Origin of the sequence: Ruminococcus bovis (assembly GCF_005601135.1) — a bacterium.
GTDB classification, from domain to species: Bacteria; Bacillota; Clostridia; order Oscillospirales; family Acutalibacteraceae; genus Ruminococcoides; species Ruminococcoides bovis.
The window spans coordinates 707,295-728,361 of sequence record NZ_CP039381.1 but is presented as its reverse complement, the minus strand read 5'-3'; the positions used below and the strand labels follow the sequence as shown (position 1 = coordinate 728,361).

The 21,067-nt window shown below is 35.6% G+C and carries 21 protein-coding genes and 1 other annotated feature; of the genes, 16 read left to right on the top strand and 5 right to left on the bottom strand.

From position 1 onward, the window contains the following. Positions 1-20 precede the first annotated feature (20 nt). The 11 genes from E5Z56_RS03500 to E5Z56_RS03450 all read left to right on the top strand — a co-directional run bounded on the left by E5Z56_RS03500 (position 21) and on the right by E5Z56_RS03450 (position 10,800). The gene (locus tag E5Z56_RS03500; protein ID WP_232842477.1) at positions 21-1,466 is read left to right on the top strand and encodes a sensor histidine kinase; all 1,446 of its coding nucleotides are present in this window, start codon (positions 21-23) and stop codon (positions 1,464-1,466) included. Further along, complete coding sequence (locus tag E5Z56_RS03495) at positions 1,466-2,434, top strand: DUF1385 domain-containing protein (RefSeq protein WP_138156546.1); 969 nt, start codon at positions 1,466-1,468, stop codon at positions 2,432-2,434. The genes E5Z56_RS03500 and E5Z56_RS03495 overlap by 1 nt, the downstream gene beginning before the upstream one ends. After that, entirely contained in the window at positions 2,431-3,258 is an 828-nt protein-coding gene (gene prmC / locus E5Z56_RS03490) for a peptide chain release factor N(5)-glutamine methyltransferase (RefSeq protein ID WP_138156545.1), read from the top strand. Before E5Z56_RS03495 ends, prmC begins: the two co-directional genes overlap by 4 nt. A 103-nt stretch (positions 3,259-3,361) precedes the next feature. Next, positions 3,362-4,501, top strand: a complete 1,140-nt coding sequence (gene recA / locus E5Z56_RS03485) for a recombinase RecA (protein ID WP_138156544.1) — start codon at positions 3,362-3,364, stop codon at positions 4,499-4,501. Beyond that, positions 4,501-5,121: a regulatory protein RecX gene (locus tag E5Z56_RS03480; RefSeq protein ID WP_138156543.1), complete on the top strand. Its 621-nt coding sequence runs from the start codon at positions 4,501-4,503 to the stop codon at positions 5,119-5,121. The genes recA and E5Z56_RS03480 overlap by 1 nt, the downstream gene beginning before the upstream one ends. Beyond that, the gene (gene rimO / locus E5Z56_RS03475) at positions 5,111-6,439 is read left to right on the top strand and encodes a 30S ribosomal protein S12 methylthiotransferase RimO (RefSeq protein ID WP_138156542.1); all 1,329 of its coding nucleotides are present in this window, start codon (positions 5,111-5,113) and stop codon (positions 6,437-6,439) included. The genes E5Z56_RS03480 and rimO overlap by 11 nt, the downstream gene beginning before the upstream one ends. A gap of 13 nt (positions 6,440-6,452) precedes the next feature. Continuing rightward, positions 6,453-7,040: a CDP-diacylglycerol--glycerol-3-phosphate 3-phosphatidyltransferase gene (gene pgsA, locus E5Z56_RS03470; RefSeq protein ID WP_138156541.1), complete on the top strand. Its 588-nt coding sequence runs from the start codon at positions 6,453-6,455 to the stop codon at positions 7,038-7,040. Positions 7,041-7,066: 26 nt separating this feature from the next. After that, on the top strand, positions 7,067-7,534 hold the full coding sequence (locus tag E5Z56_RS03465) for a hypothetical protein (protein ID WP_138156540.1): 468 nt from the start codon (positions 7,067-7,069) through the stop codon (positions 7,532-7,534). 64 nt (positions 7,535-7,598) lie between these two features. Then, positions 7,599-7,826: a binding site (T-box leader), on the top strand. Positions 7,827-7,908: 82 nt separating this feature from the next. After that, positions 7,909-8,538, top strand: a complete 630-nt coding sequence (epsC, locus tag E5Z56_RS03460) for a serine O-acetyltransferase EpsC (RefSeq protein ID WP_138156539.1) — start codon at positions 7,909-7,911, stop codon at positions 8,536-8,538. Beyond that, positions 8,535-9,941 (top strand): cysteine--tRNA ligase, encoded by a 1,407-nt coding sequence (gene cysS, locus E5Z56_RS03455; RefSeq protein ID WP_138156538.1) that lies wholly within the window; start codon positions 8,535-8,537, stop codon positions 9,939-9,941. The genes epsC and cysS overlap by 4 nt, the downstream gene beginning before the upstream one ends. A gap of 85 nt (positions 9,942-10,026) precedes the next feature. After that, the gene (locus E5Z56_RS03450; RefSeq protein ID WP_138156537.1) at positions 10,027-10,800 is read left to right on the top strand and encodes a polysaccharide deacetylase family protein; all 774 of its coding nucleotides are present in this window, start codon (positions 10,027-10,029) and stop codon (positions 10,798-10,800) included. A gap of 885 nt (positions 10,801-11,685) precedes the next feature. Here the strand turns inward: E5Z56_RS03450 and E5Z56_RS03445 are convergent. From E5Z56_RS03445 to E5Z56_RS03425, 5 genes are all read right to left on the bottom strand, one after another. Continuing rightward, positions 11,686-12,435 (bottom strand): Nif3-like dinuclear metal center hexameric protein, encoded by a 750-nt coding sequence (locus E5Z56_RS03445; protein WP_138156536.1) that lies wholly within the window; start codon positions 12,433-12,435, stop codon positions 11,686-11,688. Further along, positions 12,422-13,075, bottom strand: a complete 654-nt coding sequence (locus tag E5Z56_RS03440) for a class I SAM-dependent methyltransferase (protein ID WP_138156535.1) — start codon at positions 13,073-13,075, stop codon at positions 12,422-12,424. Before E5Z56_RS03440 ends, E5Z56_RS03445 begins: the two co-directional genes overlap by 14 nt. Then, positions 13,072-13,269 carry a DUF1858 domain-containing protein gene (locus tag E5Z56_RS03435; RefSeq protein ID WP_022504856.1) on the bottom strand — a complete coding sequence of 66 codons (198 nt, stop codon included), beginning with the start codon at positions 13,267-13,269 and terminating at the stop codon, positions 13,072-13,074. Before E5Z56_RS03435 ends, E5Z56_RS03440 begins: the two co-directional genes overlap by 4 nt. 180 nt (positions 13,270-13,449) lie before the next feature. Continuing rightward, positions 13,450-13,734: a zinc-ribbon domain containing protein gene (locus E5Z56_RS03430; protein ID WP_138156534.1), complete on the bottom strand. Its 285-nt coding sequence runs from the start codon at positions 13,732-13,734 to the stop codon at positions 13,450-13,452. 39 nt (positions 13,735-13,773) lie between these two features. Further along, a complete protein-coding gene (locus E5Z56_RS03425) occupies positions 13,774-14,325 on the bottom strand; it encodes a sigma-70 family RNA polymerase sigma factor (protein WP_138156533.1) in 552 nt (183 codons plus the stop codon). Between the two features lie 251 nt (positions 14,326-14,576). Here E5Z56_RS03425 and E5Z56_RS03420 point away from each other — a divergent pair, with 251 nt between their 5' ends. From E5Z56_RS03420 to E5Z56_RS03400, 5 genes are all read left to right on the top strand, one after another. After that, positions 14,577-16,106 carry a YifB family Mg chelatase-like AAA ATPase gene (locus E5Z56_RS03420; protein WP_138156532.1) on the top strand — a complete coding sequence of 510 codons (1,530 nt, stop codon included), beginning with the start codon at positions 14,577-14,579 and terminating at the stop codon, positions 16,104-16,106. Between the two features lie 398 nt (positions 16,107-16,504). After that, positions 16,505-17,797 (top strand): UDP-N-acetylglucosamine 1-carboxyvinyltransferase, encoded by a 1,293-nt coding sequence (locus tag E5Z56_RS03415; protein WP_022504852.1) that lies wholly within the window; start codon positions 16,505-16,507, stop codon positions 17,795-17,797. Between the two features lie 72 nt (positions 17,798-17,869). Next, a complete protein-coding gene (locus E5Z56_RS03410; RefSeq protein ID WP_138156531.1) occupies positions 17,870-18,658 on the top strand; it encodes an MBL fold metallo-hydrolase in 789 nt (262 codons plus the stop codon). Beyond that, entirely contained in the window at positions 18,658-19,140 is a 483-nt protein-coding gene (rlmH, locus tag E5Z56_RS03405; RefSeq protein ID WP_138156530.1) for a 23S rRNA (pseudouridine(1915)-N(3))-methyltransferase RlmH, read from the top strand. Before E5Z56_RS03410 ends, rlmH begins: the two co-directional genes overlap by 1 nt. A 35-nt stretch (positions 19,141-19,175) precedes the next feature. Continuing rightward, positions 19,176-20,909, top strand: coding sequence for an Rqc2 family fibronectin-binding protein (locus tag E5Z56_RS03400; RefSeq protein ID WP_138156529.1), 1,734 nt, complete (start codon positions 19,176-19,178; stop codon positions 20,907-20,909). Positions 20,910-21,067: the final 158 nt, after the last annotated feature.

The following is a 21,067-nucleotide window of genomic DNA, read 5'->3' as shown; positions in this document are numbered from 1 at the left end:
TCATATAGGTAGGAGAAATTATGACAAGTGGTATTACAAAGAGATGGCTACTTAACATACTAAGTGTTGTTGCACTTATTATTGTAGCTATTGTGCTGTGTCTTTCCTTTATGATTAGGGCTTACTACTACAACAGTGTTGAACAGTCTATTTCTGTTAGATGTAACGAACTGACTAAGGTTTTTGATGAAGTTGATTCCGATACAACAACAGATTTTCTTACAACTGCTCAACAGTATATTGAGGATTTTCCGGATAAAAAGCAACTTGAACTACAGTCACTTAATTCAGTTGGCAGAGTAACTCTTACTTCTACAGGTTTCTTACCTGACGAAAAGGAAGAAATGCCTGACTTTGATGAAGCACTAAAAAGTCCAAACGGCTATGCAGTATGCAGAAGTACACTTACTTCCGGTGAAAAGGTTTTTGCCGGTACTAAGATTATTACCAGCCAAGACGGTACAGTTCTTGGTGCTATCAGATATGTTACTTCTTTAAGTGACATTAACTTTACTATTATTGCTTACATAGTAATTTTTTCACTGATTGGTGCAATAATTATTTTTGCCGTACTTATATCCGGTAGGTTCTTTGTTCGCTCTATTGTTGGTCCTATCAAGGAAATGTCCCAGACTGCAAGGAACATTGCGTCAGGTGACTTTGAAACAACAAAAATTACAAGTAAATATGATGATGAAATCGGTGACCTTGCTGAGTCTATAAACTATATGGCTCATGAACTTAAGCAAACCGAACAACTGAAGAATGACTTTATCAGTAGAGTCAGTCACGAACTGAGAACTCCACTAACTGCCATTAAGGGTTGGTCAGAAACAATGCTACTTACCGGTACAGATATTGACCAAGGTACTTTTAAGAAAGGTATGACTATTATCCTTAAGGAGTCAGGCAGACTTACAAGTATTGTTGAAGAACTGCTTGATATTAGCCGTATCCAAAGTGGCAGAATGAAACTGATGACTGAGAAAATCGACTTAGTTGCTGAACTTGATGAGGCAGTTTATATGCTAAAGGAACGGTCAATTCAAGAGAGAAAGCACCTTATGTTCGATTCTCCCATTGAGCCATTCCCACCTGTTATGGGTGACAAGAACAGACTAAGACAAGTATTCTTGAATATTATAGACAATGCTCTAAAATATACACCTGAGGGTGGTAATGTTATAGTACAAATTCTTAATAAAGAAACTAACATCGAGGTGCTTATTTCCGATACCGGTTGTGGTATTGCACCGGAAGATTTGCCAAAGGTTAAGGATAAGTTCTATAAAGCTAATCAGAATGTTGGTGGCAGTGGTATCGGTCTTGCTGTTGCCGATGAAATTGTACAAATGCATGGTGGTACACTTGATATTGAAAGTGGTATCGGTGTGGGAACTACTGTGAAAATTTCTATTCCTGTTTATGACGAAAGTCAAAGTAAGGAAGATAAGGGAGAAAATTAATGTCTCGAGAAAAAACTAAGAAAATTACTTCAATCGGTGGTTCAGCCCTAATTGAAGGTATTATGATGCGTGGACCTAAGAAAACTACTGTTGCAGTTAGAATGGGTAAAGACGATATTTATACTGAGGATATTTCCTTTACAGGCTTAACTCAGAAACATAAATTCTGTAGATTACCCCTAATTCGTGGTATTTGTGGTCTTGTTGACTCAATGAGATTAAGCTATAAAAGTTTGATGATTTCTGCCGATAAGGCTATTGAGGCCGGTGAAATTGAAGAGGAAGAACCATCAAAGTTTGAAAAGTGGCTTGATGATAAATTCGGTGATAAGCTGGTAAAAATCTTAATGGTTTTTGCATCAATTATCGGTGTTGCCTTTGCAGTTGCATTGTTCTTCTTTGTACCGTCATTTTTATATGACCTTGTTTGTAAGGTAGCAGATGTTGGTGAAAGCAGACTGTTTAAGTCAGTTTTTGAAGGTGTGCTAAAGATTGTATTGTTCTTAGGTTACATTGTTATTTGTAGCCGTATGCAGGAAATGAAGAGAGTGTTTATGTACCATGGTGCAGAACATAAAACAATTTTCTGTTACGAAAATGATGAAGAATTAACTGTAGAAAATGTTAGAAAGCATAAGCGTTTCCACCCAAGATGTGGTACAAGTTTCCTTGTAATTATGCTTATTCTGGGTATCTTAATCGGTCTTTTTGTACCGGTTGCACCTTTTGGTATCAATTGGCTTAGACCTGTTATTAAGATTTTACTTATTCCTATTACTTGTGGTATCGGTTATGAACTTATTAAGGTTTGTGGCAGATACGACAACACAATTACCCACATTATTTCAGCTCCGGGTATGTGGGCTCAGAGAATTACAACTAAAGAACCTGACGATAGTATGATTGAAGTTGCTATTGAGGCTATTAAAGATGTTATTCCTGATGACGGTAGTGATATTATCAAATGATTTTAGCTGAAATGAAAAATAAACTTTCTTCAGAACTTAACAGTGAAGAAAGTAAAAGTATTATTGAAATGGTTACAGGATTTGACTCAATGGGTCAAATCCTTAATTCAAAAAAAGAGGTTTCAAAGGAACAAGAAAAAGAAATTTTTGAAATCTTAAATAAACGACAAAACGGCTATCCTTTACAGTATATACTTGGTAAGTGGTCCTTTATGGGCAACGACTACTTTATAGGTGAGGGTGTGCTGATTCCAAGGGACGACACAGAAGTTGTGGTAAGTAGTGTCATCCCTTATTTGCGTAATATAGACAGTCCAAAGATTTTAGACTTATGTTCAGGCAGTGGTATAATTCCTATTACATTAAAGAAAATGTTTCCCGGTAGTGAAGTTCATGCTTTGGAATTGTCAGAAAAAGCAATTGTATATTTAGAGAAAAATATCAAATTCCATAATTGCAATATTATTTTGCATAAAGGTGATTTGAATTTACTTTACAAAGACTTTGAAGATGGTTACTTTGACTTAATCATCAGTAACCCACCATATATTAAACAAGAAGATATGTTAACCTTGCAAGAAGAAGTAAAAAGTGAACCTACTATGGCACTTGAAGGTGGAGTAACAGGTCTTGACTTTTATAAGGCTATTGTGTCAAAATACAGCAGTAAGCTAAAAATCGGTGGTATGCTGAGTTTTGAACTTGGTGAAAATCAGTTTGATGATGTAAAAGCTATGATGACAGAAAAAGGATTTGTAAATATAAAGGAATTTTTAGACTTAGGAAATATTCAGAGGGCTATAAATGGGACTTATCTTTTGTAATAGAAAGTTTGTTCGATTTTTTAGTTGACTTTTTGTATAACCATAATTTATAATAAGTAAGAACTAAGTCCTATTTTTGGGACAATGAAAAGGATGTATTATTATGGCAGTAGATAAGAATAAAGCGCTACAGACAGCTCTTAGTCAGATAGAAAAACAATTTGGTAAAGGTGCAGTAATGCGTCTTGGACAGAACGAACATATGAGTGTAGGTCATGTTAGTACAGGTTCTTTGGGACTTGATATTGCTTTAGGTATCGGTGGCTTACCTCGTGGCAGAATTATTGAAATTTACGGACCTGAATCATCAGGTAAAACAACACTATCACTTCACTGTATTGCCGAAGGTCAAAAAGACGGTGGCAATGTTGCATTTATTGATGTTGAACATGCTCTTGATCCGGTATATGCAGAGGCTCTTGGTGTTGATATTGATAACCTTCTTGTTGCTCAGCCTGATACAGGTGAAGATGCTCTGGAAATTGCAGAGGCTCTTATTCGTTCAGGTGCTATTGATGTACTTGTAGTTGACTCAGTAGCAGCACTTGTACCAAAGGCTGAAATTGAGGGTGAAATGGGTGACTCCCATGTTGGTCTACAAGCAAGACTGATGTCACAAGCACTTAGAAAACTTGCCGGTGCTATTAATAAAAGTAACTGTGTTGCAATTTTCATAAATCAGCTTAGAGAAAAAGTTGGTGTTGTTTACGGTAATCCGGAGGTTACACCGGGTGGTAGAGCATTAAAGTTCTATTCTTCCGTAAGACTTGAAGTTAGAAAAGCTGAGGCTATTAAGGTTAACGGTGAAGTTATCGGTAACCGTACTAAGGTTAAGGTTGTAAAGAACAAGATTGCACCTCCATTTAAAGAGGCTTATTTCGACATTATGTACGGTAAAGGTATCTCTAGAATCGGTGAACTTATTGACCTTGCAGTTGATACTGATGTTATCAACAAGGCCGGTGCTTGGTTTAGTTATGGTGAAACAAGACTTGGCCAAGGTAGAGATAAGGTTAAGATGTTACTTGAAGAAAATGAAGAATTGGCTAAGGAAATTGAAGAAAAGGTACTTGCTAATATTGACCACCTAAGAGAAACTAAGAAAATGAAAAAGGGTGCTAAAGTACCTGAGATTACACCGAATATTCCTTCACCTGCTGAGAAGAAAACAGCTAAGAAAGAACCTGCAAAGAAAGCACCGGCTAAGGCTGATGCAAAGCTTGATATTTTGGTTGAAGACTAATGGTTGTTACTGCCGTTGAGCCTAGGAGAAAGTCATTTTCTGCACTGTATATTGACGGTGAATTTGCAATGAAACTTGATACAGAAACTTTACTTGCAAATCATATTCGTGCCGGTGTAGAAATTGACGATGAAGACTTGCATAACCTTGTAATAGAAAGCAACAACAAGAGGGCTAAAGAAAAGGCACTTTGGCTAATATCCTATCGTGACCATAGCGAAAAGGAGCTTGTAGACAAGATTAAGAGAGATTATAGCGAAGAGTCGGCACTTGCTGCCGTAGCAAAGCTAAAGGACTTAGGTCTTGTAAATGATGAAAACTATGCAAGAAGATATTACAAGGAACTAACCCTTGGCAGTAAGCACCTTTCACCAAGAGGTGCAAAGTATAAGTTAATGGAAAAGGGCATTGACCGTAATCTCATTGACATTATAATGGAAGAAACCGAAGTTGACCAAAGGGAACAGATAAGAATTATTATTGAGAAAAAATATAAGAATTTCACCACAGATGAAAAGTACAAGAGAAGAGCAATCTCAGGACTACAGAGAAAGGGCTTTTCTTGGGATGACATTAAGTCTGTTATGAGTGAATATGAAGGGGAAAATTATGGCTACTAAAGTTAGTATTGTTTCGCTTGGTTGTGCAAAGAACCAAGTAGATGCTGAAATGCTTTTCTATAAGATTAGAGAAGCCGGTTATGAAATCTCGGAAGATCCCGGTGTTTGTGATGTGGCAATCGTAAATACTTGTGGTTTCATTGAGTCAGCAAAGCAAGAAAGTATTGACGAAATTCTTGAACTTTCTACTCTTAAGAGAGAAGGTCAGATTAAGAAAATTATTGTTACAGGTTGTTTGGCTGAAAGATATAACAACGATATGATGAAAGAAATGTGCGAGATTGACGCAGTAGTCGGTATCGGTGCAAATAATGATATTGTTGCTATTCTTGATAAGGTTATGGGGGATGAGAAAGTTCAGGCTCATCCTGACAAACTTCTTATGCCACTTGAAGGCAAAAGATTACAGTCAACACCTCAGCATACTGCATACATTAAGATTTCCGAGGGTTGTGACAACCGTTGTACTTACTGTGCAATTCCACTTATTCGTGGTGGTCACAGAAGTCGTAAAATGGAAAATATTATTGAAGAAGCAAAAGGTCTTGCAAGTAAAGGTGTTAAGGAACTTAATGTTATTGCCCAAGACACCACAAGATATGGTATGGACCTTTACGGCGAATACAAGTTGGCAGAACTTTTAAAAGAACTTTGCAAAATAGATGGACTAAAGTGGATAAGAGTGCTATACTGTTATCCGGATAAGATTACAGATGAACTTATTGATGTTATCAAGAATGAGGACAAAATCTGTAAATATATCGACTTACCACTTCAACATTGTAACAAAGATGTTCTTCGCAGAATGAACCGTTCAGGTGACAAGGATGAGTTACTTGCTTTACTAAGAAAGTTAAGAAAAGAAATTCCTAACCTTGTTATCCGTACAACATTTATTGCCGGTTTCCCGGGTGAAACTGAAGAAGAATTTACTGAACTTTGCGAATTTATTAAGGAAGCAAAGTTTGAGAGAATGGGTTGTTTCCCATATAGTATTGAAGAAGGTACTCCGGCAGCTACTTTCCCTAACCAAATTGATGAAGATGTAAAGAACCATAGAGCTGAGATTGTTATGGATCAGCAAAGCTACATAATGGATGAATTCTTACAGAACCAGATTGGTAAAGAAATGGAAGTTGTATGTGAGGGCTATGATAGATATGCTGAATGTTACTTTGGCAGAAGTTATCAGGATGCACCTGATGTTGATACAGTAACTTTCTTTACAGCCGGTGAAGACAAACCGACTGTTGGAGAATTTTATAAAATTAAAATCACCGACTTTATTGACAGTTCACTTGTTGGTGAAATTATTTAATAGGATTGATTAGATGAACCTACCAAACAAATTGACATTACTAAGAATTATCTTAGTACCATTTTTCATTATTGCAATGCTGGTTAACTTTCCTTTCCACTACTTAGTGGCAGGTTGTATATTTGGTGTTGCATCTGTTACAGATACACTTGACGGTAAAATTGCAAGAAGCAGAAACCTTGTTACTGACTTCGGAAAATTTGCAGACCCATTAGCAGACAAAATTCTTGTGCTAACTGCTTTAGTTTGTTTTTTGCAAGTTGGTTTACTTGGTTCTTTCGGTGCAATACCGGTTATCATAGTGTTGTTTAGAGAATTTGCCGTTTCAGGCATAAGGCTTGTTGCTGCCTCAAGTGGCAAGGTTGTTGCTGCCAATATTTGGGGCAAAATCAAAACAGTTTCTCAGATGGTAGGTATCTCAGTTATATTTGCTATGCAAGTTGTACTTGAAGTGCTTAATGCAATGAAAATTTCTACAGGCTTTGTCAGTGAAGTTTTCTATTACATAGGTAATGGCTTGATTTGGCTATCTACTTTATTCACCTTGATTAGTGGTATTATTTATCTAAAGGATAATATCGGTTTTCTAAAAGATAACTAAAACTAAGATGAAAAGAGATTTGGAAAATGAAAGTTAAAAGAATTTTATCATTTTTATTAGTAGTTGTTATTGCAGTTTCTTTAGTTGGTTGTACAAGTAATGAATATTGCAGTAGTCCATCAGAGGCTTATGAAAATAACAAAACGCAGAATAGTGCAATTTATATTAAAAGAGGCATTACCAGAGCACAGGTAAGCGATGATGTAATTATTTGGATTGCTCATAATAATAAGACGGATATTGTTCTTGCACCTATGATGGTTAAGGATAATAAATATTACTTTGCCGGTAAAGAATCTGACTATTACATTCCTGATATTTCAAGAAAATGTGTAAAGAGTTCTATGTGGAACAGTTATAAACTTGACAATGGAGCAAAGCTAAAAGTTCATCTAATCAGAGCAAAAACAAGAAAGATAAAAGAGGCTGACGGTCATAAAGTTTTTGCTATTAAGGATAGACACTATATGGTTGTTTGGACTTACGAAAAATAATTTTTAAGCAAGAGTTTTTACTCTTGCTTTTTTCTTTATCTAAGTATATAATAGTGATGATATTAAAAAGGCTTTGATTGGGAGAAGTATTCATCTTGATTTTGTCAGAGAGTAAACGCCATTGGCTGAAAGCGTTTTCAAAGGATTTTTGAAGAAATGCACCCATGAGCTGACAAAGGGAAAGTAGTATCTTTGTCCGTATTTCTGCGTTAAGGATTTGAGGGTTGCTTTGATTTTATTAAAAGTCAGAAAGACCAAACTCAGGTGGAACCACGATATATTCGTCCTGTACTTTTGTACAGGGCTTTTTTATTACAAAAATTTTTTACAGCATAATATATAATATAAAGTCTCATAGGAGTTGAAAAGTAAGAATGTTCAGAACTATGAAATCTGACCTTGATGCCGTAATGGAGAGAGATCCGGCTGCCAGAAACAGGCTGGAAGTTTTCTTCCTTTACTCAGGATACAAGGCAGTAAGAAGTCACAGAAGAGCCAACTGGTTCTTTAGACATAATATGAAATTTATCGCTAGATTTATCAGTCAGCGTTCAAGACACAAAACAGGTATTGAAATTCATCCCGGAGCTACTATCGGTAAAGGTCTTTTCATTGACCATGGTATGGGTGTTGTTATTGGTGAAACAACGGAAATCGGTGAGAACTGTACTCTTTATCAAGGTGTTACCCTTGGTGGTACAGGTAAAGATACCGGCAAAAGACATCCAACCTTAGGCAACAATGTTCTTGTTGGTTGTGGTGCTAGGGTGTTAGGACCTTTTAAGGTCGGTGACAATGCAAGAATTGCTGCCGGTGCAGTAGTTCTAAATGAAATTCCACCTGACTCAACTGCAGTTGGTGTACCTGCTCAAGTAGTAAAAATGCATGGTGAAAGAATTGATATTCTTGACCAAATTCACTACACCAATCCGGTAACACAACAAATTCAAAGACTTAATAACGAAATTGAAGAACTTAAAAAGCGTTTGGAGGATAAAAAATGATTTTATACAACACATTAGGTAACAAGAAGATGGAGTTTGTTCCACATACAGAAGGCAAGGTTGCAATGTATACTTGTGGTCCTACAGTTTACCACTATGCACATATCGGTAACTTGCGTACCTACATTATGGAAGATGTACTTGAAAAGTATCTTCGTTACATTGGCTATGATGTAAAGAGAGTTATGAACATTACTGATGTAGGACATTTATCAAGTGATGCCGATACAGGTGAGGACAAAATGCTTGCCGGTGCTAAGAGAGAACACAAGACAGTTCTTGAAATTGCAAAGTTCTATACAGATGCTTTCTTTGATGATTGTAAGAAACTTAATATTAAGACACCTGATGTGGTTGAACCTGCAACACATTGTATCCCTGAATTTATTAAGATGGTAGATACACTTCTTAAGAAAGGTTATGCTTACGAAGCCGGTGGCAATGTTTACTTTGACACATCAAAGCTAGATGAATACTATGTGTTCGGTAATCAGAACCAAGATGACCTAGCAGTTGGTGTTCGTGATGATGTTGATGAAGATGAAAATAAGAGAAACAAAACTGACTTTGTACTATGGTTTACAAAGAGTAAGTTTGATGACCAAGAACTAAAGTGGGAAAGCCCTTGGGGTTACGGTTATCCGGGTTGGCACATTGAATGTTCTGCAATTTCAATTAAGCACCTTGGTGAATACCTAGATATTCATTGTGGTGGTGTTGATAATGCATTCCCTCACCATACAAACGAAATTGCTCAAAGTGAAGCGTATATCGGTCACAAGTGGTGTCCTTATTGGTTTCATGTAACTCACCTACTTGATGCAAGAGGTAAAATGAGTAAGAGTAAGGGTGGTTTCTTAACTGTATCTTTACTTGAAGAAAAAGGTTATAACCCTGTTGTATATAGAATGTTCTGCTTACAGTCACACTACCGTAAGCCACTAACATTTAGCTATGATAACCTTGACAATACTGCTAAGGCATACAACAAGCTGGTTAAGAAGATTTCTAACCTTAACCCTACAGGTGAACCAAATATGGAAGAGGCTCAGCCATTTATTGATAAGTTTAAGGAAAATATGGATAACGACCTAAACACATCTCTAGGTATCACAAGCATTTATGATGTACTAAAGGCTAACATTAGTGATGCAACAAAGATTTATCTTCTAAATGACTTTGACAAGGTTCTAAGCCTTGACCTAGTAAAGGCTGCTAACAAGCTAAAGGAAGAAAAGAATTCTTCTGTTGATACTGCAAAGGTTGAAGAACTTATCAAGAAAAGAACTGAGGCTAGAGCTAACAAAGATTGGGCAACTGCTGATGCTATTCGTGATGAACTTAACGCAATGAATGTTGTAATCAAGGATACACCTGAGGGTATCACTTGGTCAGTAAAATAATTAAATTATAGAATATTTCAAAACCCTCCACATAAATATATTGTGGAGGGTTTCCTCTATTATGGGTACATATTTGGAGGTCAGTATGCGTTTATTTATTCTTGACAAAAAGGGATTGGCTATTGTTCTTTGTTGCTTAATGGTGACAATAATTGCAATAGGAATTTTGACAAATACAGGAATGAAAGCAGTACAAACTGCAACTGAGCAAAAGGAACTTCCTATTTATTCTGTTGAAACAGATAAAAAGCAAGTTGCAATTTCTTTTGATGCTGCATGGGGTGATGAACAAACCCATAAGCTACTTGATATTCTGAAAGAGTATAAGGTAAAGTCTACATTTTTCTTGGTAGGTGATTGGGTAGATAAATATCCTGATGATGTAAAAGATATTTATAAGGCAGGTCACGACATAGGCAACCATAGTGACACCCACCCACATATGACTCAAATGAGTGTTGATGAACAGAAAAAGCAAATTGAAGATTGCAATAACAAGGTAAAAGAACTGACAGGTGAAAATCCTAAACTTTTTAGACCACCATATGGTGACTACAACACAACTGTTGTGCAAAGTGTAAAAAGTCTTAATATGTATTGTGTTCAATGGGATATCGATTCCTTAGATTGGAAAGACCCTACTCCGGCAGAAATGGTGGATAGAATTGTGCCTAAGCTACAGAACGGCAGTATTATCCTTATGCATAACGGTGCTAAGAATACACCTGAGGCTCTACCTATGATTATAGAGGCAGTCAGAGATAGTGGTTATGAGTTTGTACCTCTTTCTAAATTAGTTTGTGATAATTGTAAAGTGGATTATAAAACCGATGTTACCGGCCGAACCCTTAAAGAGTAGCTTTTTCAACTTTGTTTGTGGGTGAAGATAAATCAGTTCTGCAAATTAGGGTTTGTGGGTGTGAATTATAGCAAAATTTTGGCTTACAGATGTAGGGGCGAACACTGTTCGCCCGTTTAATAGTAAAATGTTTTATGTAACTTCATCCTATGTAGAAACTAAAAATTATAACTTACCATATAGGGCAAAGTACCTATATTAAGGCTAGTTTGTAACGGGACATCAATGATGTCCCCTACAACTGTAACTCATAATTTTTCTTATATTTTATAGTTAGAAATAGAGGAAAGTTTCATATATAATGATATTTTAAACAAGTTTAAAATATCAATCACTCCTTCCGTCACCATTCGGTGACACCTCCCTCAGCGAGGGAGGCAACTAGGTCTGTACAATTTCTTTTTTGTGTACAAACTTACAAATTTGTACATATTACGCTTGGCTTCCTCAGACGAGGAAGCTGTCATTCGTGAATTGCAAAGCAATTCACCTTTTAAAGAATGACTGAAGGAGGGAAAAACTATAAATTAGATGTATTAATCGGTTGCTATCTAAATCAACCTTTATTACATAATCAGCCTCACAAACCCTAATTTATCATTCTCACCTTTACCAACAGACAAAATTGAAAAAACCAAATTTACAAGAGGAAAAGGACATAGTATACAACTATATAAATGTGAAATCTATAAAATATTAGAAACGATAAAATAAAGAAATCCCTAGGTGAGAACCTAGGGATAATTTGTTATAAAGTTAAATAAAATGTAAGTATTATAAAATTTATAATCATTAATTATTAAAATCATTAATTACTATAGTTATTAATGACTGTCATTTAGTGTGTTAGTCAAAAACTAAAATTTAATATCAAATAACTAAAAATCACAAATACTCAACATTATCAATAACTGCTTTTGCTTTGGTGAAAGATACATCAGGGAATTGCTGACTTAACTTTTCAACAAGAGGGGAGATAACCACATCTTCTGATTTAAAGTGTCCAACCTCAACAACGGCAATATCTTTTTCCATTGCCTCAATCAGTAGGTGGTGCTTCATCTCACCTGTTAAGAATAGGTCACAACCATTGTCAAGTGCAGTAAAGATTTCCTCAGCACCTGCACCTGAAGATACACAAATTTTCTGCACCTTGTCTTTGTCTGTATATCTTAAACCTTTGCAGTTTAGCTTTTCTTTAACTTGCTTTGCAAATTCTTTTGCTGAAAGTGGTTTATCAATTTCGCCAATATAAGCATATGTGCCATCAATGAATTTACCGTTTTGTAAACCTAAAGCATCACCAAGACAAGTGTTTACACCAAAGATAGGTGAAATGTCAAGGTTAGTGTGTAAGCACAAAGCTGAAATATTATTTTCAACTAATTTATATACAACACTGTTTTTGCTAACCTTTTTTAGTGGTGCAAAAATAATAGGGTGGTGGCTGATGATTAGTTCAGCACCAATCTTTTTTGCCTCCTCAACAACAGAAGATGTTATGTCAAGGGCAACAAGAACTTTAGTTACAGTTTGGTTTTTGTCACCAACAAGAATACCACAGTTGTCAAAGTCAGCACAAGTATCTATTGGAGCAAAACTTTCGGTATAGTTAAAAATATCATTTACTGTCATTTACCTTTTCCTCCAATACATTGATAACTTCTTCAAGACCTTCTTCACCAAGGACTCTTTTGTTTAGCTTACGGATTTCATTTGATAAGAAAATTTTACATTCTTCATCACTTATATCCATACTGCCAAGATAAAGGTCACTTTCTGTGTAAGGTGTTTTCTTGCCGGTATATTTTATCTTCATTATTGTATATGGTCTTTTGCCTTCATGAGTGCATTTCTGCTCTTTGATTTCAAAACCATTTTCATATAGCCATTGAGTTAAGGTATAGTACCTTGTCATTGGCTGAATAATAAGAGTGTACTTTTCATTAGCTATATATTCACAAGAAGAAAGTATGTGAATAATTACATCAGCACCCATACCTGCCATAATAAAGGTATCAGCCTCATCTTCACCTATTCCGTTAAGACCGTCACAAAGTCTTGTTTCAATCTTATCTTGTAGATGGTTGAAGATTATGTTTTGGTTTCCCTTTTCAAGTGGCAAAGGATTAATGTCACAAGCTAAGGCTTTTCCACAAATTCCTTGCTGAATGAGGAAAACCGGAAGATAGGCATGGTCTGTGCCAATATCAGCTACTACACTACCTTTATCCACCATTGTGGCAATAGTCTGTAGTCTTTCAGTTAAAATCATTGACCGATAGCAGCCTTAATCTTTGCGATTAGTTCATCAGCATCTGTACCGTGAACATAACAAGCCTCTTCAATGCTTTCGCCTCTTGAATGAGGACAACCTAGGCAATGCATACCGATTTCCATAAAGAATTCAGCTGTTTCAGGATAGCTGTCAAGTACATCGCCAATAATAGAATTTTTATCAATAGTCATAATTAATTACCTCCAAAATTTTTCTACATTATAACACATATTTTTTTATAATAAAAGCCTTTTCTATTATATATATTCTTATTTTCTGTACTTTTATTATAACCAAAACCATAAGAAAAACACCCTAACCGTAACGGCTAGAGTGCTTATATATAACTATCCTTTTTCTTTTTAAGTTAATTATGCAAGGCCTTGTTCTTTTCTTTTAGCGAAACATTCGCTACAGTAGTAGTCCTTGCCTTCCATTGGCTTAAATGGAATAACTGCTTCACCACCACAACTTGCACATACGGTTTTGTGCATTTCTCTTGATGACTTTACAGCTTGTTTTCTTGCTTGACGACAAGATTTACAACGCTGAGGTTCATTTACAAAACCTTTCTCAGCATAAAATTCCTGCTCACCGGCAGAAAAAACAAATTCATTGCCACAATCTTTACAAATAAGTGTCTTATCTTCGTACATAGGTTTTACCTCTCTTGTTCTTTCACATAAGTGAATTTTTTAGAGTAACTTCTTTTTCGCTCTTGAAAGGGCATTGTCAACAGACTTTTTGTCAATACCTAGTTTTTCTGAAATTTCCATATAGGAGTACCCATTTATATAGTAGGTAAGTACCTTGTACTCTTTTTGGGAAAGAACATCTCTAGCTTTTTCTAGCAATAATGCAAATCTTTCTTCGTTTAAGACTTGGTTTTCCGGATTTGCAGTGTGGTCAGTAACATCAAGTTGTTCATCAAAAGGAACTGTACTTGACATTGGAATAGCCTTGTCCCTTTGGGACTTCTTTACAATGGTTCTAAAACGATTTTTTACACAAAGCAAAGCGTAATTCTTGAAACTAATAGAATGATTAGGGTCAAAGCTCTTTACTGCTGATAAAAGTGCCAGTAATCCCTCTTGAACAAAATCATTAGTGTCATAACCCTCTACTTTGTATTGGTTACTCAGTTTGTGAATTAAACCAAGATAACGGAAAGAAAGTTTTTCAAAAGCAAGGTTGTCGCCACATTTTGCATTTTGAATAAGGGTATTTTCGTTTTGACTACACATCATCAAAAAACCTCGCCGTAATCTGTGTTTAAGTCTTATTCTACCCTTAATATGTTGATTTGTCAATGATATTTTAATATATTTCTATAAAAAATTTTATAATATTTTTTATTATTATGCAGAATTCATAAAAATATTTAGTATTTTGTCACTTAATGTCTTTTTATTCCCTTTAATATATGATATTATTAAGTATATAATGAAAATTATTGTTCTTCTTATTAATATATAGTAAATAATGGAAGTGATATATAATGGTAGTAAGTTGCCTTAGTCTGGGTACAATAGGAATGGAAAGTTTCTTAGTAACAATAGAAGCAGATATTTCACAGGGTTTCCCAGCTTTTGAAATGGTAGGGCTGCCTGATACGGCAGTAAAGGAAAGTCGAGATAGAGTTAGAAGTGCAATTCATAACTGTGGTTTTGTCTTTCCGGACCAAAGAATAACAGTAAATCTTGCTCCGGCAGATATAAAGAAGGAAGGTCCACTTTATGATTTGCCAATAATGATTGCTCTCTTACTTGTTACAAGACAGATAAATGCAGACATAAGGAATTCTGCTTTTATCGGTGAACTTTCTCTTTCCGGTAACATCAGAAGAGTCAATGGGGTTCTTCCTATGGCTATTAAAGCTAAGGAAGAAGGCATAAAGAACCTTTATGTTCCTTATGAAAATGCAAAAGAGGGAGCAGTTGTACAAGGGATAAATGTTTATCCGGTAAAAAACTTGTATCAGCTTGTAGCTCACCTAAATGGAATGGAAAAAATAAAACCTGTAGAATTTGAAAATGCAGATGTAGAAGAAAATGAGAATTATCCGGACTTTTCTGATGTATGCGGTCAGTATGAGGCTAAGAGAGCCTTAGAGATTGCAGCAGCCGGTGGTCACAATGTTTTGCTTATCGGACCTCCCGGTTCAGGTAAAAGTATGCTTGCAAAGAGAGTACCGGGGATTTTGCCTAAAATGACATTTGCAGAAAGAATAGAAACTTCAAAGGTACTTTCTATTGCAGGTCAATTGCCGGAGGGTGTTTCCTTAATTAATACAAGACCTTTTAGAAGTCCTCACCATACTGCTTCACCTGTAGCACTTACAGGTGGTGGCAATATTCCAAAGCCTGGGGAAATCACCCTTGCTAATAACGGAATACTGTTCCTTGATGAACTTCCTGAGTTCTCAAGGAAAACACTTGAAGGACTTAGACAACCTATTGAAGACGGTAAGGTAACAATCTCTAGGGTAAACGGTTCATATACATATCCGGCAAAAATGATGGTACTTGCAGCAATGAACCCTTGTCCTTGTGGGTATTACAACCATCCTACTAAGAAATGTAGGTGTTCACCTCACAGTATTCAAAATTATTTAAATAGAATATCAGGCCCATTATTGGACAGAATAGATATACACATAGAAGTTCCACCGGTAGATTACAGTGAGCTTTCTGCCAAAGAAAAAGGTGAGTCCTCTGAGAAAATCAGAGAAAGAGTAAATAAAGCAAGACAAATACAGATTGATAGGTACAAAGGTACAGGCATTACTTGTAACGCTCACCTAACAAGTGAACTGCTAAAGAAATACTGCATTACCGATGAAAATGCTGACAAAATACTTGAAAAAGCCTTTGAGAGCCTGGGACTGTCAGCCAGAGCATATGACAGAATTTTAAAGGTTAGCAGAACTATTGCCGATCTAGACAACAGTGAAGTAATCAAAGGTGAATATGTGGCTGAGGCTTTGCAGTACAGAACACTTGACAGAAAGTATTGGGGCACAGATTGATTACAAATTTGTAGTAATATTTTTAATTCCTATGAAAACTATGTAAATTAATGTAGTTTAATTCTGTAGGATAATTTTCTAAAAGAAAATAGAACAAATGTTTATTCTTTAAAAGAAATAATTACAATAAAGTTACAATTTACTACAGGTCTAGTCAGTTTCTTTAAAAATACTTTTTAGAACAAAAATTTTGAGTGCAACTTCAACAAAAAGTGTTACAATCCTAAATAACGATTGACTTAAAACCCATTTAGGGTTAATATATTAATTAGCCGTAAAATATCTTTGGGCTAATTATATTTAGATTTAAGAAAATAAAGTTAAAAACTTGTTATATTTTTTGAACTTTTGATAAATATAAGCATAAACCAAAATTGGAGAAATTGGAGTGTGCAGTTTTGAATAAATTTGTTGTAAATGGTGGAAAGCCTTTAAATGGCGAGGTAACAATCAGTGGTGCGAAAAATGCTGCTGTAGCCATTATCCCGGGTGTAATCCTTTGTGATGAACCTTGTAGAATTGAAAATATTCCTAATATCAGTGATGTAGCACTTATCGGTACTATCCTTAAAGAAATGGGTGCTATTGTTAAAAGAGTAAATAAGTCAACTTTAGATATTGACCCTAGACATATTAGAACTCACGAAGCAACTACTGACCTTGTAAGAGGTATGAGAGCATCTTACTACCTTCTTGGTGCTTTACTTGGTCGTTATGGTAAAGCAAAGGTACTGCTACCGGGTGGTTGTAACTTTGGTGTTAGACCTATTGACCAACACCTAAAGGGTTTTGAAGCACTTGGTTGTGACCATGAAATTCTTGATGGTGCAATTGATATTAAGTGCAGAGAAGGTAAGTTAAAGGGTAACAACATTTATCTTGATGTTGTTTCAGTCGGTACAACTATCAACCTAATGCTTGCAGCAGTTAAGGCTGAGGGCTTAACAGTTATTGAAAACTGTGCAAAAGAACCTCATGTTGTTGATTTGGCAAACTTCCTTAACTCTATGGGTGCTGATGTTCGTGGTGCAGGTACTGATGTTATCAAGATTCGTGGTGTTGAATACTTACACGGTGTTACTTATTCAATTATTCCTGACCAAATTGAAGCAGGAACATATATGGCAGCAGCTGCTGCTACAAGAGGCAGAGTAACTGTAAAGAACATTACTCCGAAGCACCTTGACTCTATTACTGCTAAGTTAAGAGAAATCGGTTGTGATATTGAAGAATTTGATGAAGCAGTTACTGTTGATGCAAGAGGTAAGAATCTTACTCGTTGTAACATCAAGACTATGCCTCATCCGGGTTTTCCAACTGACTGTCAACCACAGTTTGTTGCAATGTTAACATCTTGTAACGGTACAAGTATCATTAACGAAAATGTATGGGATAACCGTTATCAGTATATTAGTGAACTTCAGAGAATGGATGCTAAGATTTCTGTTGAAGGCAGACTTGCAATTATTGAAGGTGGTACACCACTAAAACCTGCTCAGGTTAAGGCTACTGACCTTCGTGCCGGTGCTGCTATGATTATTGCTGCTCTTACAGCAGACGGTACAACTGTTATCAGTAACATTCACTTTATCGAAAGAGGTTATGAAGAAGTTGTTGAAAAGTTCCAGCAGCTAGGTGCTGATATTAAAAAAGTTTATGACCCTGAGGGTGAACTTGCAGAGTCAGTTTAATTAAGATTTTCAGGGGTACTTTTTGTACCCCTTATTTTTGTTTATAGAAGTTTTTAGAAGGAATGAAGTATTGTGGCAAAGATTATACCATTGTTTAGTGGAAGTAAAGGAAATAGTTATTACATAGGTTCAGGTGCAGGTGGTGTACTTGTTGATGCCGGTAGAAGTTGTAAACAAATCGAAAATGCACTTGCCGATAACAATATTGATATAAAGAAAATCAAAGGTGTCTTTATTACCCATGAACACAAGGACCATTGTTCAGGACTAAGAGTACTTGTAAAAAAGAATAATATACCTGTATATGCTACCGAAGGTACTATGAATGGACTTATTAAGGGTAAGTGCTTAGAGGCTAATGCAGTAACTAATGTTATCAATGGTCAGGTTGAACTTGATGATATGATGATAGAATCTTTCCCTACAATGCATGATGCAAATGAACCTTGTTGTTACAAGGTTACTACTTCCGATGACAGAAAGGCTATGATTGCAACTGACCTTGGTGTTATGACTGATGTTATCAGAGATGCCTTTTATGGTGTTGATGCTTTGGTACTTGAAAGTAACCATGATGTTAATATGCTTAAGAATGGTGTCTATCCTTACTATTTAAAGGAAAGAATTTTGTCTAAGTATGGACATTTATCTAACGAAAGTTGTGCAAATGAACTTCCTGAAATTATTAAGAATGGAACTATGAGGGTTATGCTTGGACACCTTAGTCAAGAAAATAATATGCCGGCTTTAGCAATAAAGGAAAGTGTGGATTATCTTTCTTCTATGGGATACAAGAGAGATTATGACTATACACTTGATGTTGCACCGGTAGATAATAACGGAAAGGTAATACTCTTCTAATGCTAACAGTAAATATAATTTGTATCGGAAAATTAAAGGAAAAATATTGGGTTGACGCAATAAAGGAGTATAGCAAAAGGCTAGGTGCATTTTGTAAATTCTCAATTATTGAACTTAGTGAATGTAAAACTAATCAAGACCCTAATGAAAAGCAGATTGCCCATATTCTTGAAGAAGAAGGCAAGTCAATACTTTCTAAGATTAAGCCGACTGACTACACAGTAGCTATGTGTATTGAGGGTAAAATAATTTCTTCCGAAGATTTGTCAAAGCTAATTGACGATGTACAGATTGATGGTAAAAGCACAATGAACTTTGTAATCGGTGGTAGCTGGGGACTTTCTGATGAAGTGAAGAAAATTGCTAACTACAAAATGTCAATGGGCAAAATGACCTTCCCACATCAAATGGCAAGAGTAATGCTAACTGAACAAATATACAGAGGTTTCCAGATTAGCAGTAACGGAAAGTATCATAAATAATAAGAATTTTTAGAATATAGAAAGCAGGTGAAGTTATGGCTTTTGATGGTGTAATGATGCACTATGTAAAAGAAGAAATTAAGAGCGTTGCCCTAGACGCAAGGGTAAGTCAAATTCATCAACCTAACAGAGATGAACTTGTAATTGCACTTAGAACAAAGAACGGCAACAAAAAGTTACTTGTGTCTTCAAGGGCAAATTCACCACGAATTTGCTTTACAGAACATTCTATTGAAAATCCTGCAACACCACCAATGCTTTGTATGCTACTTAGAAAAAGACTGGGTGGTGCAAAGTTAGTTGATGTTAGACAAATAGAACTTGAAAGAATTATGTTCCTTGACTTTATTGCAACTAATGAACTGGGGGACAAGGTTAAATTAACTCTTTGTGTGGAGATAATGGGTAAGTACAGCAACATTATCCTTATTGATGAAAATGACAATATTGTTGATGCACTAAAGCGTGTTGACTTTACAATGAGCACCCAAAGATTAGTTTTGCCAAATATTAAATATGAACTGCCACCAAAGCAGGATAAGCTATGTATCCTAGAATGTAGTGGCAGAGATATTGTAGAAAAGGCTATTAACACACCGGCAGAAATGCGACTATCTAAAGCACTGCTTTCTGCAATGCAAGGTGTATCGCCAATTATTACAAGAGAACTTGAGTATATGGTTGGTGTGGATAGCAACAGAGAGCTAACTGTTATTGATAAGCTAAAGCTAATTGAAAAGGTAGATAAGCTAAAGGAATATATTGTTTCAGGGGAAAAGTCACCAACAATGATGATTAAGCCTGAGGGTAAACCATTTGATATTGCATTTATGGATATTATGCAGTATGGTGAAATGGCTAGTAAAAAGAGATTTCTTGACTTTTCTACTTTGCTTGATTCTTTCTATTATGAGAGAGATAAAGCCGAAAGAATGAAAGTTAAAGGTCAGGACCTACTAAGGCTTTGTTCAAATATTCAGGATAAACTTTGCAGAAAAATCGCAGTACAAGAAAAGGAACTAAAGGATAGCTTAAACAGAGATAAACTTCGCAAAAAAGGTGACCTACTACAAGCCAATATGTACAAGATGGTTAGAGGTCAAAGTTTCATTGATGTTGAAGATTATTACGACAACAACAAGATTGTTAGAATTAAGCTAAGTCCAACTCTTAACCCTAGTCAGAATGTTCAGAAGTATTACAAGGATTATCGCAGAGCAAAAACAAGAGAAGAAATGCTAACTGTTCAAATTGCCAAGGCTAAAGCTGAACTTCAGTATATTTCAGCAGTACAGGAAAGTTTAGGCAGAGCAGAAAGTGAAAGAGAACTAACTGAGATTAGACAAGAACTTGTTGATGAGGGTTACTTAAAGAACAGAAACCCTAAGGGCAGAAACAAAGCATTAAAACTTTTACCACCTAAGGAATATACTTCATCAGACGGTTTTACAATTTATGTTGGCAGAAACAATAAGCAAAACGATAAATTAACCTTAAAGACTGCAAGAAACTATGATATGTGGTTACATACTAAGGATATTCCCGGTAGCCATGTAATCATTGTAAGTGACAACAGAGAAATAACAGATACTGCAATACTTGAGGCAGCATCCCTAGCAGCATATAACAGCAAAGCTAAGGAAAGTGACAATGTTCCTGTTGACTATACTATTGTAAAAAATGTCAGCAAACCAAGTGGTGCAAAGCCGGGAATGGTTATTTATGTGAACAACAAGACTGTATATGTCACACCAAAGGAAAGTATATAAACTTTAATTATTATGAAAATATGAACTGATGACCTCTTTCTACTTAGAAAGAGGTTATTTTTTCGTCAAATTAACTATTTTATATAGTGGATATACTATTAGATTTAACATATATTTAATTTTTATTTAATATTCTTTTAAGTAATATTATTGACAAT